Annotated in this window: 12 protein-coding genes; 10 read left to right on the plus strand and 2 right to left on the minus strand. The window is 66.6% G+C overall.

Annotated elements, in window-relative coordinates:
• The first annotated feature begins 19 nt into the window (after positions 1–19).
• The 4 genes from gfa (at position 20) to VNC39_RS17305 (ending at position 2,458) form a co-directional block, all read left to right on the plus strand.
• On the plus strand, positions 20–595 hold the full coding sequence (gene gfa / locus VNC39_RS17295) for an S-(hydroxymethyl)glutathione synthase (protein ID WP_325400903.1): 576 nt from the start codon (positions 20–22) through the stop codon (positions 593–595).
• A gap of 15 nt (positions 596–610) precedes the next feature.
• Positions 611–1,720, plus strand: a complete 1,110-nt coding sequence (locus tag VNC39_RS17300) for an S-(hydroxymethyl)glutathione dehydrogenase/class III alcohol dehydrogenase (protein ID WP_325400904.1) — start codon at positions 611–613, stop codon at positions 1,718–1,720.
• Between the two features lie 209 nt (positions 1,721–1,929).
• Entirely contained in the window at positions 1,930–2,004 is a 75-nt protein-coding gene (pqqA, locus tag VNC39_RS17505; protein ID WP_408840924.1) for a pyrroloquinoline quinone precursor peptide PqqA, read from the plus strand.
• A 67-nt stretch (positions 2,005–2,071) separates the two neighbouring features.
• Positions 2,072–2,458 (plus strand): hypothetical protein, encoded by a 387-nt coding sequence (locus tag VNC39_RS17305; RefSeq protein ID WP_325400905.1) that lies wholly within the window; start codon positions 2,072–2,074, stop codon positions 2,456–2,458.
• A 57-nt stretch (positions 2,459–2,515) separates the two neighbouring features.
• Here VNC39_RS17305 and VNC39_RS17310 read toward each other — a convergent pair whose 3' ends face one another.
• A complete protein-coding gene (locus VNC39_RS17310) occupies positions 2,516–3,526 on the minus strand; it encodes an NAD(P)/FAD-dependent oxidoreductase (RefSeq protein ID WP_325400913.1) in 1,011 nt (336 codons plus the stop codon).
• A gap of 257 nt (positions 3,527–3,783) precedes the next feature.
• On the opposite strand from VNC39_RS17310, the gene tsaE reads away from it, so the two are divergent.
• From tsaE to VNC39_RS17340, 6 genes are all read left to right on the plus strand, one after another.
• Positions 3,784–4,221, plus strand: coding sequence for a tRNA (adenosine(37)-N6)-threonylcarbamoyltransferase complex ATPase subunit type 1 TsaE (gene tsaE / locus VNC39_RS17315; protein WP_325400906.1), 438 nt, complete (start codon positions 3,784–3,786; stop codon positions 4,219–4,221).
• The gene (locus tag VNC39_RS17320) at positions 4,211–4,936 is read left to right on the plus strand and encodes a nucleotidyltransferase family protein (protein WP_325400907.1); all 726 of its coding nucleotides are present in this window, start codon (positions 4,211–4,213) and stop codon (positions 4,934–4,936) included. Before tsaE ends, VNC39_RS17320 begins: the two co-directional genes overlap by 11 nt.
• On the plus strand, positions 4,936–7,833 hold the full coding sequence (addB, locus tag VNC39_RS17325; protein WP_325400908.1) for a double-strand break repair protein AddB: 2,898 nt from the start codon (positions 4,936–4,938) through the stop codon (positions 7,831–7,833). Before VNC39_RS17320 ends, addB begins: the two co-directional genes overlap by 1 nt.
• Entirely contained in the window at positions 7,820–11,230 is a 3,411-nt protein-coding gene (gene addA / locus VNC39_RS17330; protein WP_325400909.1) for a double-strand break repair helicase AddA, read from the plus strand. Before addB ends, addA begins: the two co-directional genes overlap by 14 nt.
• A gap of 67 nt (positions 11,231–11,297) precedes the next feature.
• On the plus strand, positions 11,298–11,615 hold the full coding sequence (gene trxA, locus VNC39_RS17335) for a thioredoxin (protein ID WP_325400910.1): 318 nt from the start codon (positions 11,298–11,300) through the stop codon (positions 11,613–11,615).
• 2 nt (positions 11,616–11,617) lie between these two features.
• Complete coding sequence (locus VNC39_RS17340; protein ID WP_325400911.1) at positions 11,618–12,025, plus strand: acyl-CoA thioesterase; 408 nt, start codon at positions 11,618–11,620, stop codon at positions 12,023–12,025.
• A gap of 175 nt (positions 12,026–12,200) precedes the next feature.
• Here the strand turns inward: VNC39_RS17340 and VNC39_RS17345 are convergent, their stop codons facing one another.
• Positions 12,201–13,199, minus strand: a complete 999-nt coding sequence (locus tag VNC39_RS17345) for an alpha/beta fold hydrolase (protein WP_325400912.1) — start codon at positions 13,197–13,199, stop codon at positions 12,201–12,203.
• Positions 13,200–13,276: the final 77 nt, after the last annotated feature.

Below are 13,276 nucleotides of genomic sequence, written 5' to 3' on the forward strand. Positions count from 1 at the left end.
ACAGAAAGGACCAATAAAAATGGCCAGTCCCGTCTCGCTTCATCCCGCCATCGACCACGGCATCAAGCCCGGCAATCCGCAATTTGCCGGCGGCACGCTGCATTGCCACTGCGCGACCGACCAGGTGGTCGTGCAGGTCGGCGCGCAGACCCTGCACAACCATGCCTGCGGCTGCACCAAATGCTGGAAGCCCGCCGGCGCGACCTTCGCGGTCATCGCGGTGGTGCCGCGCGATGCCGTCAAGGTGGTCGCGCATGAAGAAAAACTGCACGTCGTCGACCCGTCGGCGACGATCCAGCGCCACGCCTGCAAGGTTTGCGGCGTGCACATGTTCGGCCGCATCGAGAACAAGAACCATGCGTTCTACGGGTTGGATTTCGTCCATACCGAACTGTCCGACCAGAGCGGTTGGTCGGCACCGGAATTCGCCGCCTTCGTCTCCTCCGTGATCGAGAGCGGCACCAACCCCGCGGATATGGGGGCGATCCGCAGCCGGCTCAAAGAGATCGGGCTGGAACCGTATGACTGCCTGTCACCCCCGCTGATGGACGCTATGGCCATCCATGCCGCCAAGGCATCGGGCGTGCTGCGCTAAGAAAGGAGTTTCGCCATGGAAACACGCGCAGCCATCGCCTGGCAGCCGGGCAAAACCCTCGATCTCGGCATGGTGAAACTCGAGGGCCCGAAAGCGGGCGAGGTGATGGTGGAAGTGAAAGCCACCGGCATCTGCCACACGGATGAATACACGCTCTCCGGCGCCGATCCGGAAGGACTGTTCCCGGCGATCCTCGGCCATGAGGGCGCCGGGATCGTTGTGGAGATCGGCCCCGGCGTGACCAGCGTCAAACCCGGCGACCATGTGATCCCGCTCTACACGCCGGAATGCCGCAACTGCAAATCCTGCCTGTCGCGCAAGACCAATCTCTGCACCGCGATCCGCGCCACCCAGGGCAAGGGCGTGATGCCGGACGGCACGTCGCGCTTCTCCTGCAAGGGCGAGCCGGTAATGCATTACATGGGCTGCTCGACCTTCGCGAATTTCACGGTGCTGCCGGAGATCGCCGTGGCGAAGGTGCGGGAAGACGCGCCGTTCGAGAAGATCTGCTATATCGGCTGCGGCGTGACCACCGGCATCGGGGCGGTGATCAACACCGCGAAAGTGGCGCCCGGCGACAATGTGGTGGTGTTCGGCCTCGGCGGCATCGGCCTCAATGTCGTTCAAGGCGCGCGCATGGCCGGCGCCAATATGATCGTCGGCGTGGACCTGAATAACGGCCGCAAGGACATGGCGGAAAAATTCGGCATGACGCATTTCGTCAATCCGGCGGAAATCGGCGAGGATCTGGTGCCTTATCTCGTCAACCTCACCGATGGCGGCGCGGACTATTCCTTCGAATGCATCGGCAATGTGAAAGTCATGCGCCAGGCGCTGGAATGTTGCCATCGCGGCTGGGGCACCTCGGTCATCATCGGCGTCGCCGGCGCGGGGCAGGAAATTTCCACCCGCCCGTTCCAGCTCGTGACCGGGCGCAACTGGCGCGGCACCGCTTTCGGCGGCGCGCGCGGCCGCACCGATGTGCCGAAAATCGTCGACTGGTACATGGACGGTAAGATCAACATCGACGATCTCATCACCCATGTGATGCCCTTCGAAAAGATTAACGAAGGGTTTGAACTGATGCGCAAAGGCGAAAGCATCCGCTCGGTGGTCGTCTATTGATCCTGGCCTCGAACCGCCCTAACTTTACGTGACAGGGATGGAAAACTGGCCTATATAGGAGACCAAACGGCTGCAGAGCCGAGAGATTTGCAGCGCGCGACTGCAAATAGGTGAGCGCCTTTAGGGCGCGCGCCTCCTGCCGCGAACCAGGAACCCGGCGACGGGCACCAACGACTAACCAACCGTCTAAGAAATGGAGGATACTCATTATGTGGCATAAACCCGTCATGACCGAAATCTGCATCGGCGCCGAAATCAACAGCTACATTTCCGCCCGCAAGTAGTACGTCATCAGGCCGCCCAAGCGCCCCGCCAAGTTGGACGGGGGTCGCTTGGGCAGCGCCTATCGCCATGAACACACCGCCCTATCCGCGCAGCCTTGTTTTGTGCGGAACGGCGGCGTTTTGCGTTCTCGGCCTTTTTGGGAGCGCCTTCGCTGCACCGCCGCAAATTCTCGTCGGCCCGTTCGACATGTTCGATACGTCCGCCGACCAGCGCCCCTTCGTGATCACAGCGCAACAACAATGGGTTGAAGCGGCCGAACAAGTATTTGCGGAAAAATTGAACGCCAGCGCGCGGCTCTGCCGGCGCGAAAACCGCACTGGCCGGCATCGCCGCCGATTACGGCCTGCCGCATCTGCCGGAGGAAGCAGCCGCTTTTTGAAAAAAGCGGCGCAAAAACTTCTTTTATGCTGGGCCATGGGCTGCGTCGGTGACAACGCCCACGGCCCAGCATAGCAAAGTTTTTTTGCTACTTTTTGTTCACAAAAAGTAGCGCTTCCTTACCTTACTGTCCTACCCCGGCACGCCCTTGCTGGTCGAATATTCGAAATGCAGCGCCTTGTCCGGGTAGACGATCGGGTGGATCGCATGCGCCGCCACCGCCGCCTCGGCGAATCCCTGCAGGATCAGCTTGAGTTTTCCGGGATAGGTGGCGACGTCGCCGACCGCGAACACGCCCGGGATCGTGGTTTCCATGGTCGCCGGCGTAGCCCGCACATGATGCTGCTCGAGCTCGAACCCGAATTCGGCAAGCGGCCCCAGCTCCATCGCCAAGCCGAAGAAAGGCAGCAGGATATCGGCCTCGAGCCGTTTGACGCCGCCATCGAGGTCCGCGACCTCCACCGCCTGCAGCACGCCGTTATCGCCGTGCAGCCCGTGCAGTTGGTAGGGGATCACCATCTCGATCTCGCCCCGCGCCGCCGCCGCATCGAGCTGTGCGGCACTTTCCGGCGCGGCGCGGAATTTCGGCCTGCGATGCACCACGGCGATGCTGGCGGCGACCCCGTTCAGCGCCAGCGCCCAATCCACCGCGGAATCGCCGCCCCCGGCGATCACCACCCGCTTGCCGCGCAACGCTTCCTTGCGCTTCACATAATATTGCACCGCACCGCTCTCCTCATAGGCGGCAAGCCCCGGCAGCGGCGGCCGGTTGGGGCCGAACGCCCCCGCCCCGGCGGCGACGATCACCGCCTTGGCGGCAATTTCGTCGCCGGCATCCGTGGTCAGCGTAAAAGCGCCCTTCTTGCCACGCAGCCCCGTCACCCGCCGCCCGAACAGCCGCGGCGGGGCAAACGGCGCGATCTGCGCCTCCAGCTGGCCGATCAGCTCCGCCGCCTCGATGGCGGGATGGCCGGGAATGTCATAGATCGGTTTTTCCGGGTACAGAGCGGCGCATTGCCCGCCCGCCTCGCTGAGACTGTCGATCAGCAGGCAGGATATTTTCAGCATCCCGCATTCGAATACGGCGAACATCCCGGCGGGGCCGGCGCCGATGATGGCGACGTCGGTGATCAGTTTTTCCATGGTCTGGACGAACCACACCGGCCTTCCACAATCAAGCGCATCGCCTGGAGCGGAAACAGGAAGGCGGCCGCTTTTTTGAAAAAAAGCGGCGCAAAAAACTTCTGCCAACCCGGGTCCATGGCGCTGACACCAGCACGGCCCAGATGAAAAAGTTTTTTGCTTCTCTTAGTTCACAAAAAGAAGCCTTTCTCTTCGCCTTGATATGATTTGTCCCAAGCCTATCACGCTCTAACGGCATATTGCTCTAAAATCCCGCCATGCACCTGACTTTGCCCGATGAGGCCGCCACCCAGGCCCTGGCCCGCACCCTTGCTGAACGCGCCCGCCCGGGCGACGTCCTGCTGCTCGCCGGCCCGCTCGGCGCCGGAAAATCCACCTTCGCCCGGGCTTTCATCCGCGCGCTGGCGAACGATCCGGCGCTCACCGTGCCGAGCCCGACTTTTACGTTAGTTCAGAGTTATGAAACTTCCGGCACAACCATCTGGCACTATGATCTGTGGCGATTATCCGACCATCGCGGGCTGGAGGAACTTGGCTGGGACGAGGCGCAAGAGGGCATCGTACTGGTCGAATGGCCGGAGCGATTGGGGCCGCTCACCCCGTCCCATGCATTGCACGTGACGATCGCACATGGCACGACCGGGGGCCGCGAAGTGACTCTGGCTGGCGAGCAAAGGTGGTTTGATGCGTCCTGATACTGCTGTGATCTTGAGTGCCGGGCGCGGCACCCGCATGAAGCCGCTCACCCTCACCACGCCCAAACCGCTGCTGCCGCTCTATGGGCGGCCGATTCTCGAGCATCTGCTGGAGCGCCTGGAGGCGGCGGGGGTTCGGCGCATCATCGTCAACACGCATCATCTGGCCGGGCAGATGGCTTCCTTCCTCGCTGGCTACCAAGCCGTAACCGTTCTGCATGAGCCGGAACTGCAGGAGACCGGCGGCGCGATCACCGCCATGCTGGCGCAAGGCCTGCTGCCCGACGCGCCCTTCTACGTGGTCAACGGCGATTCTTACTGGGTGGACGGTCCAAGCGATACGTTGCGCCGACTCGCCGATGCGTTCGATCCTCAGCAAATGGATGCCCTGCTGCTCCTGGCCCGCGCCGCGGGCGCCGTGGCCAACACCGGGCGCGGCGATTTTCTCTGGCCGCGCGATGGCGGGCTGCAGCGGCGCGGCGAGCGCGACGTCGCGCCCTATTCCATTTCCGGCGTGCAGATCGTCACCCCGTCTTTGTTCGCGCAGGCGCCGGCCGCCCCGTTCAGCATGAACTGCCTCTGGGACCGGGCGCTCGAAGCCGGGCGCCTCGGCGCCATCGTGCATGACGGGTTGTGGTTCCATCTTTCCACCCCTGAGGATCTGGAACGCGCCAACGCCGCGCTGGCGTCCCTGGAAGTGGGCAACACCACCTGATGAAGATCGGCGCCTTCCCGGCTGAGGCGCCGTTTTTGCCGGCGCTGGCAAAGCTCTGGCTGGCGGCGCCGCAGGCGCCGCACGAAGGCCTGATCATTTTGCCCAGCCGGCGCGCCGCCCAGGCGCTGGCCGGCGCGTTCCTCGCGGAAAATGGCGGCAAGGCGCTGCTGCTGCCGCGCATCATCGCGCTCGGCGCGATCGAGGAGGCCGCTTTGGCGCTGCGCGGCGGGCTGGATTTGCCGCCCGCCATCGCGCCGATGCGCCGCCAGGCGCTGCTGGCGCAATTGATCCTGAAAATGGACGGCGCGCGCGGCGCCCCGGTACGGCTGCCCGGCGCCTGGACATTGGCCGCCGAGCTCGGCCGGCTGCTCGATGAGGCCGATTACGCCGGGATCGATTTGGCCGAGACGCTCCCCGGCGTGGTGGAGGGCGACCTTGCCAGCCACTGGCAAACCACGCTGGAATTTTTGCGCATCGTCACGCATCACTGGCCGGCGATCCTGGCCGCGCGCGGGCAGGTCAACCCGGCGGCGCGGCTGGTCGGGCTGATCGACGCGCAAAGCGCCGCCTGGGCAGACACGCCGCCCGCGCACCGCGTCTGGCTGGTAGCGCGGGACGGCAATCCGGCTTTGTGCCGCCTGGCCCGCATTGTCGCCGGCCTTGACCAGGGGCTTCTGCTCCTGCCCGGCTATGATGCCGAATTGCCGGATGCCGCCTGGGAGACGCTGGATGAGGGCCACGCGCAAGCAGGCATCCAGGCGCTCCTGGCCGCCATCGGCGCCGGGCGCGGCGATGTGTCGCGCCTCCCCGGGCCGGCGGCGAAAGCCAATGCGGGGCGCGCCGCCCTGCTCTCCCGCGCCTTGCTGCCGGCCGCGCAGCTCGGTGAATGGCAGCATCAGGTTCCGCTCGACATAATGGGGATTTCCCGGCTGGAGGCCCAGGACGAGGCGCAGGACGCCACCGCGATCGCCATGATTCTCCGCGACGCGCTGGAAGTGCCGGGCCGCACCGCGGCGCTGATCACGCCGGATCGCGGCCTCGCCACCCGCGTCGCCGCGGCGCTGAAACGCTTCGGCGTCACCGCCGATGACAGCGCCGGCGAAAAGCTGCTGGACACGCCGCCCGCTTTGCTGCTGCGCCTGCTGGCCCGCGCCGCCGCCGCCGATTATGCGCCGTTGCCGCTGCTGGCCTTGCTGAAACACCCGCTCACCGCTGTGGGCCTGGCCCCGGAACAATGCCGCGACCACGCCAAGATTCTGGAAATTTCCGCCCTGCGCGGCCCGCGCCCGGCCCCCGGCTTCGCCGGGCTGCGCGCCCGGCTGGCGCCGGCCGGCCGGGACGCCGATTTGGCGTTTCTGCAGCGGCTGGAGCAGCGTTGCGCCCCGCTCGCCCTCCCCGGCGCGGCCAACCCGACGGAGGCCCTCACAGCTTTGATCCAGGTTGCCGAGGCGTTCGCCGAAACGGCGGACAGGCCAGGCGCGGCGCGGCTCTGGTCCGGCGAGGCGGGCACCGCGCTCTCGGACCTGCTGCGGGACGCGTTGGCGAGCCTGGCGGACCTCCCGGACATATGCCTTGCCGACTTGCCGGAGCTGCTCGACGCGCTGTGCGCCGGTTCGGTGGTCCGCCGCCCGCGCACCAAGGACGGGCATCCGCGCGTCGCCATCTGGGGCGTGCAGGAAGCTTCGCTGCAAAGCGTGGACATCGCCGTGCTCGGCGGGCTGGCGGAAGGCGTGTGGCCCGCTATGGCCGAGCCCGGCCCCTGGCTCAGCCGGCCGATGCGCAAGGCAGCCGGCCTGCCGGCGCCGGAAGCGGCGATCGCCGCTGCGGCGCATGATTTTTTCTCGCTGGCCGTCGCCTGCGGCACGGTGGTGCTGAGCGCCCCGGCCCGGCGCGAGCGCGCCCCCGCCGTGCCGGCGCGCTGGCTCACAAGGCTGAACGCGCTGCTGGAGGGCGCGGGCATGGCCCTGCCTGTGCATGACGCCGCCTCCTGGGCCGCCCAGCTCGACGCCCCTTCCGAACGCATCGCAAGGCGCCGCCCGGAGCCGCGCCCGCCCGCCGCCGCCCGGCCGACAATTCTAAGCATCTCTGACGTCACCACCCTGCTGGCCGACCCTTACGCCATTTATGCGCGGCGGATCCTGAAAATTCGCGAATTGGCAGCACTCGATGAGGAAAGCGACCAGAGCCAGTTCGGCGACATCGTTCATGCCGGCCTGGCCGCGTTTTTCGCCGATCCGGCGCACATAACCGCCCCCGACGCCGCGCGCCGGCTGGCCCGGGCGCTGCTTGAGGCCATGCGCCGCACCAGCCCGCGCGCGGCGCTGGACTCATGGTGGGCGGCGCGCCTGGAACGCATCGCCGGCTGGATTGTCGAGGCCGAACGCGCGCGCCGCGCCGCGCTCGGGGCACCGCTTTCCATCGCCCTGGAAAAATCCGCGGATATGAGCGTGATGGGCGGCTTCACGCTGAAAGGCCGCGTCGACCGGATCGAGCGCCGCGCCGACGGGCAGATCGCGATCATGGATTACAAGACCGGCGTGCCGCCCAGCGCCAACGACCTCGCCGCCGGCACCGCTCCGCAATTGCCGCTCGAAGCCATGATGGCGGAGGCAGGCGCGTTCGGCCCCGACCTCGTCGGCGCGGTCGCCGAGCTGGTCTATTGGCGCCTGTCCGGCCGGCACGAACCCGGCGCGGAAATTTCCCTGTTCTCGGCCAAACCCGACCAGCTCCGCGAAATGATCGACACCGCGCGCAGCATGCTGCCCGCTTTGTTCGCGAAATTCGCCGATCCCGCGACGCCCTATCTCGCCGCCCCTCACCCCGCGCGGCAAAATCCCTACGATGTTTACGCGGGCATTTCCCGCCGTGCCGAATGGGCGAACGATGACAGTGATTGACGTCGCCAACGCGGAGCAATTGCGCGCCTCGGACCCGGCGACTTCCGCGTTCGTCGCGGCTTCAGCGGGCAGCGGCAAAACCAAGCTGCTCACCGACCGGCTGCTACGGCTGATGCTCGCCGGCACCAAGCCGGAAAAAATCCTCTGCCTCACCTACACCAAGGCGGCGGCGGCGGAGATGACCATCCGCCTCAACCGCAGGCTCGGCGCCTGGGTGGTGATGCCGGAGGCAAAACTGGCGGCGGAGCTGGCCGCGCTCGACGTGCCGGCCACGGCGCAGGCCATCGATCTGGCGCGCAAGCTCTTTGCCGAGGTGCTGGATTTGCCGGGCGGCATGCGCATCGGCACCATCCATGCCTTCTGCCAGTCGCTGCTGCGGCGCTTCCCGCTGGAAGCCGGCCTGTCGCCGCATTTCGAGGTGGCGGACGATGCCGACGCCGCCACCCGCCTGCGCGAAGCCCGCGAGGCAATTCTGGCCGAGGCGGACCATCGCGGGGCGATTTACGCGCTGGCGGCGGAAACCGACGAGCAGAGCTTTGCCGAACTGGCATGGCATTTCGCCCAGGCCGACGCGGCCCTGCCGGCGGCGGCGGACATCGCCGCGTCGCTGCGCGCGGCGCTGGGCGCGGCTGAAGAAAGCAGCGCGGACATACGCGCTGCTGCCGTCGCGCTGCCGCGCGAGGAGCCTGTGCGCGACGGGCTGCGCCGCGTCGCCGAGCGCGGGAATCCAAGCGGTCAGAGATGGGCGCTCGATGCCCTGGACTGGCTGGCGCTGCCGCCGGAAGGCCGCGTGGCGGCCTGGGCCGGCTGGCGGGAAACCTGGTTCACCAAAGGCGGCGACGGCGAGGCGCGGACGCTGAGGGGCTATTTCGGCAAGCAACTGGCGGCCGAGGAAGAAAGTCTGCGCGGCGAATTCACCCGCGAATGCACCCGCATCGCGGCGGCACAGGAAGCCCTGCGCGCGGCCCAGCTTCAGGAGATCAACGCCTTCCTGCTGCAGCTGATGGCGCCGATCCTCACCAGAGAACGCACGCAAAAGCAGCTCGCCGCCAGGCTGAGCTATGGCGATCTGGTGAGTTATACCGGCGGGCTCCTGGTCGATCCGGGCGCCGCCTGGATTTTGTACAAGCTCGATGGCGGCATCGACCATGTGCTGCTCGACGAGGTGCAGGACACCGCGCCGGCACAATGGGAAATCGCCGACGCCATCGGCGACGAGTTTTTCTCCGGCCTCGGCGCGCAGGAGCGGCAGCGCAGCATTTTCGCGGTCGGCGACGCGAAACAATCGATCTTCTCCTTCCAGGGCGCGGACCTGCAGAGCTTCGAGCAATACCGGCAGAAATTCCGCCACAAGGTGCAGACGGCCGGAGAAGACTGGCTGGACGGCAAGCTCTCCGTCTCCTTCCGCTCCACCGCCCCGGTACTGGAATTGACCGACGCGGTGTTCGCGCAAGGCCCGGCGCGGCGCGGCGTGTGCCGGGGCGATGAACCCTTGCGCCATGGCGTGAGCCGGGCCGGACAGGCCGGGTTGGTGACCTTGTGGCCGCTGACCCAGGAGAGCCCCGCCTCCGAGGTACCCGCCTGGTCGGTGCCCGACGCTTACGAGACCGCGGATTCGGCCAAGACCAGGCTGGCGCGACAGATCGCGGGCTTTGTCGCCGCCCGGCTCGGCCAGGAGCTGCCGAGCCGGGGCCGGCCCGCGACCCCGGGGGATTTCCTGGTGCTGGTGCGGCGGCGCGACGCGCTGGTCTCCGCGATCACCAGCGCCTTGAAGGGGCACGGGATTCCGGTGGCCGGGCTGGACCGCATGGTGCTGACCGAGCAGGCTTCGGTGAGCGACCTACTGGCCTTGTGCGATGCGCTGCTGCTGCCGGAGGACGATCTCGCCTTCGCCCACTATCTCGCCTCGCCGCTCGGCGGGCTCTCCGATGAAAGCCTGATGGATCTGGCGCTGCACCGGCGCGGGAAGCTGGTCTCGGTGCTGTTCTCGCGCGCCGCCGAGCGGCCGGACTGGCAGGAAGCCCGCAGTTTTTTCGAGGCCATGCGCAGCCGCGTGGATTATCTCACGCCCTTCGCCTTGTTGAGCGAGGCGTTGGGGCCGCTCGGCGGGCGGGCCAAGCTCCTGCGGCGGCTGGGCGCGGAAGCCGCCGAGCCAATCGACGAGTTTCTCGCCGAGGCGCTGAATTTCTCGCAATCCTCGCCCGGTTCGCTGCAATTGTTCCTGCACCAGCTCCGCCAGTCCGGCGCCTCGATCAAGCGCGAGGCCGAGGCCGGTGGCAATGTGGTGCGCATCATGACCGTGCATGGCGCGAAAGGGCTGCAAGCGCCGATCGTGATCCTGCCGGACACCACCACGCTGCCGAAGATGGATAAGAAACTCTTCTGGCTGCCGGTGCCGGGCCAGGAAAACGCGACGGTGCCGGTGTTCTGCCCGCGCGGCGCGCTGCGCTCCGAGGCGCTGGAAGAGGCCGCGCGGCAAGCGACCCTGGCGATGGAAGAGGAATATAACCGCCTGCTCTATGTGGCGCTGACCCGCGCCGAGGACGAGCTGGTCGTCTGCGGCGCCGAGGGTAAGCGCGCCGCACCCGAAACATGCTGGTACGAATCGGTCAAAGCCGGCTTTTCCCGGCTGGAGGGCGTGGTCAGTGTCGAAGACCGGCTGGTCTATGCCTGCGCGCAAAGTGCGACACCGGACCGTGTCGCCGCCCGCCGCGAAGCCGCCGCCATGGCACCCTTGCCCCCTTGGGCCGGGGCGGCGCCGGACTGGACCGGCCGGCCGCCGGCCGGCGAAACCACGCGGCCGGAACGCATCGCCCCCAGCCGCGGCACCGATGACGAGAGGCAGCGCGCCATCGCCGCCAGCCCGCTGGGGCTGGAACGCGCGCAATCGCAGCAGCGCCGCGCCGCCGCCCTGGCGCGCGGCCAGGCCGTGCATGCTTTGCTGCAGCATTTGCCCGACCTGCCGCCCGCGGCGCGAAAAGACGCCGCGCGGCGCTATCTGGCCAACGACTCGGCCCTGAGCGAAGAGGCCGAACAAATTTGCGAAGCGGTCATGACGATCCTGGGGGACCCCGCCTTGGCCCCGCTTTTCGCGCCCGGCGCGCAGGCGGAGGTGCCCCTGGCCGGCGTGCTCGGCGATGTGGAAATCGCCGGCATCGTCGACCGGCTGGCGGTGACGGAAGACGCGGTGTGGCTGGCCGACTACAAGACCGACCGCCAGCCGCCCGCGCGGCCCGAAGACATCCCGGTGAAATATCTGCAGCAGCTCGCCGCCTACCGGGCGATTCTGGCGGACATTTTCCCGGCCAGGAAAATCCATTGCCTGCTGATCTGGACCGAAAGCGCGCACTCCATGCGGGTAACGCGGGACAGGCTTGATCCCTATGTCCCCGCTTGATCCCCCCTTCGTTCACCGCCATGTTGGTACGCAATGGCTAAACATTCTGTAAGTTGAGGATTGGGTGATGAGCAAACCTGTGACCGATGCGAGTTTCGAAACCGATGTGCTGAAATCCGGCGCGCCGGTGCTGGTGGATTTCTGGGCCGAGTGGTGCGGCCCGTGCCGGGCGATCGCCCCGGCGCTGGAAGAACTCGGCACCGAATATGCCGGCAAGCTCCAGGTCGTGAAGGTGAACATCGACGAGAACCCGCTCACCCCGTCGCAGTTCGGCGTGCGCGGCATCCCCACGCTGATCCTGTTCAAGGACGGCAAGCCGGCGGCGACGCAAGTGGGCGCGGCTCCGAAATCGGCCCTGAAAGCCTGGATCGACAAAAGCCTCTAACCATGACTGACGCACAGCCTATGGAAAAACCGCCCGCCGGTATCCCGATGGTGCGGGCCATCGCCATGCCCGCCGATGCCAACGCCAACGGCGATATTTTCGGTGGCTGGCTGATGAGCCAGATGGATCTGGCCGCCGGCAATCTCGCCTCGCGCACCTCCTATGGGCGCTGCGTCACCGTCTCGGTCGATGCCATGACTTTCCTGCGGCCGGTGAAAATCGGCGACGAGGTGAGCGTGTATTGCGAACTGCTCGCCACCGGCCGGACCTCCATGAAGATCAATGTGGAAGCCTGGCGGCGCGCACGCATCGGCGCCGAGGAATACCGCGTGACCAAGGCGGTGTTCACGTTCGTGGCCATCGATGCCGAGGGTAAGCCCCGGCCGATTACCGAACCGAGCCACGCCTGAAGGCAAGGCAAGGCAAGGCAAGGCAAGGCAAGGCAAGAAAGCGCTACTTTTTGTGAACAAAAGGTAGCAAAAAAACTTTGTTAAATTGGGCCCGTGGCGTTGTGACGGCACGGGCCCAGCGTCGACAAAAGTTTTTTGCGCCGCTTTTTTTCAAAAAAGCGGCTACTTTCTTATGCTAATCGGCATCCCCCAAAAACACCGTGGCCTGGCTGGGCGCCGCCGAGTTGAGCCCCTCCCCCAGGATGAAATTCGCGATGTCGTTATCCGGCACGGCGCGTTCCTTGTCGCGCGGGAGCAGATGATAATCCGGCGGGTAGAAGGCCAGCGTGACCGGCGCAGCCGCAGGGATTGCGCTCCAGCAACGGCGCATCGCCTCGGGCGGGATCAGCTCGTCGTGGCCGCCATAGAGAAACAGCGCCTTTTGCCGGAAATTTGCGCAGGCATTCTGCGCCTGGCCCATCAACCGCACTAGCCCGGCCAGATTGTCGAGCCTTGGGGCATGGATGGTGAGCGGGTCTTCACCGAAGGCGATCAAAGCGGCGCGGTTGTCGCTGGCGGTGACATGCACCGCCTGGCCGGTGAGGCGCTTGGCCGGCACCACCGCATCGGCCAGCCCCAGCACGATGCGGTAGCCGGGGTCCATCGCCGCCCCGCCCCACACCGCCGGCGCGGACAGCACATACCCGTCCACCGGCGGCGGGTTTTTCGAGGCGCCGAGCAGGATGCCGACGGCGCCGCCCATGCTCTCGCCCATGACGAAGAGTTTCTGGTCCGGGTAGCGGGCGCGCAGAATCACCGCCATGTCCCGCGCCTCGTCCACCAGCGTGTCCGTGCCCGGCCAAAAGCCCCGATTCGCGGTGGCGCCGAAACTGGACTGGTCCGGCGCATAGATGGCGATGCCGCGCGGGTTCAGCGTTTTCGCCAAAATCACCCAGCCATCCCGGCTGTCGGTATAGCCGTGCAACGCCAGCACCACGGCGCGCAACGGCCCCTGCGGCGGATAATAGCGGTAAGGCAGCGTCGCGCCGTCGGGGAGATGGAAATAACCGCTGGTGACGATCGGGAAATCCGGCCGTGCCTTCGGGATGCCGAACGGGATCGGCACACAGCCGCTCAACAGCGCCAGCCACAGCAGCGCCAGATGTTTGGGCTTCCGGATGATTGCCGCTATCATCGCCGCGACTTCCACTCTTGAAGGCAGAACCGATGGACGCCACCACGCAAAAAGAACCGACCGAGATCATTCATGTC

Origin of the sequence: Acidocella sp. (assembly GCF_035535915.1) — a bacterium.
In the GTDB taxonomy this organism is placed as follows: Bacteria; Pseudomonadota; Alphaproteobacteria; order Acetobacterales; family Acetobacteraceae; genus Acidocella.

Bases quoted from the DNA above. Each gene is read 5' to 3' on its own strand.
- gfa (WP_325400903.1), top strand. From the start codon at position 20: ATGGCCAGTCCCGTCTCGCTTCATCCCGCCATCGACCACGGCATCAAG.
- VNC39_RS17310 (WP_325400913.1), bottom strand. From the start codon at position 3,526: ATGGAAAAACTGATCACCGACGTCGCCATCATCGGCGCCGGCCCCGCC.
- tsaE (WP_325400906.1), top strand. From the start codon at position 3,784: ATGCACCTGACTTTGCCCGATGAGGCCGCCACCCAGGCCCTGGCCCGC.
- VNC39_RS17345 (WP_325400912.1), bottom strand. From the start codon at position 13,199: ATGATAGCGGCAATCATCCGGAAGCCCAAACATCTGGCGCTGCTGTGG.
- addA (WP_325400909.1), top strand. From the start codon at position 7,820: ATGACAGTGATTGACGTCGCCAACGCGGAGCAATTGCGCGCCTCGGAC.
- VNC39_RS17320 (WP_325400907.1), top strand. From the start codon at position 4,211: ATGCGTCCTGATACTGCTGTGATCTTGAGTGCCGGGCGCGGCACCCGC.
- VNC39_RS17340 (WP_325400911.1), top strand. From the start codon at position 11,618: ATGACTGACGCACAGCCTATGGAAAAACCGCCCGCCGGTATCCCGATG.
- trxA (WP_325400910.1), top strand. From the start codon at position 11,298: ATGAGCAAACCTGTGACCGATGCGAGTTTCGAAACCGATGTGCTGAAA.
- VNC39_RS17305 (WP_325400905.1), top strand. From the start codon at position 2,072: ATGAACACACCGCCCTATCCGCGCAGCCTTGTTTTGTGCGGAACGGCG.
- addB (WP_325400908.1), top strand. From the start codon at position 4,936: ATGAAGATCGGCGCCTTCCCGGCTGAGGCGCCGTTTTTGCCGGCGCTG.
- VNC39_RS17300 (WP_325400904.1), top strand. From the start codon at position 611: ATGGAAACACGCGCAGCCATCGCCTGGCAGCCGGGCAAAACCCTCGAT.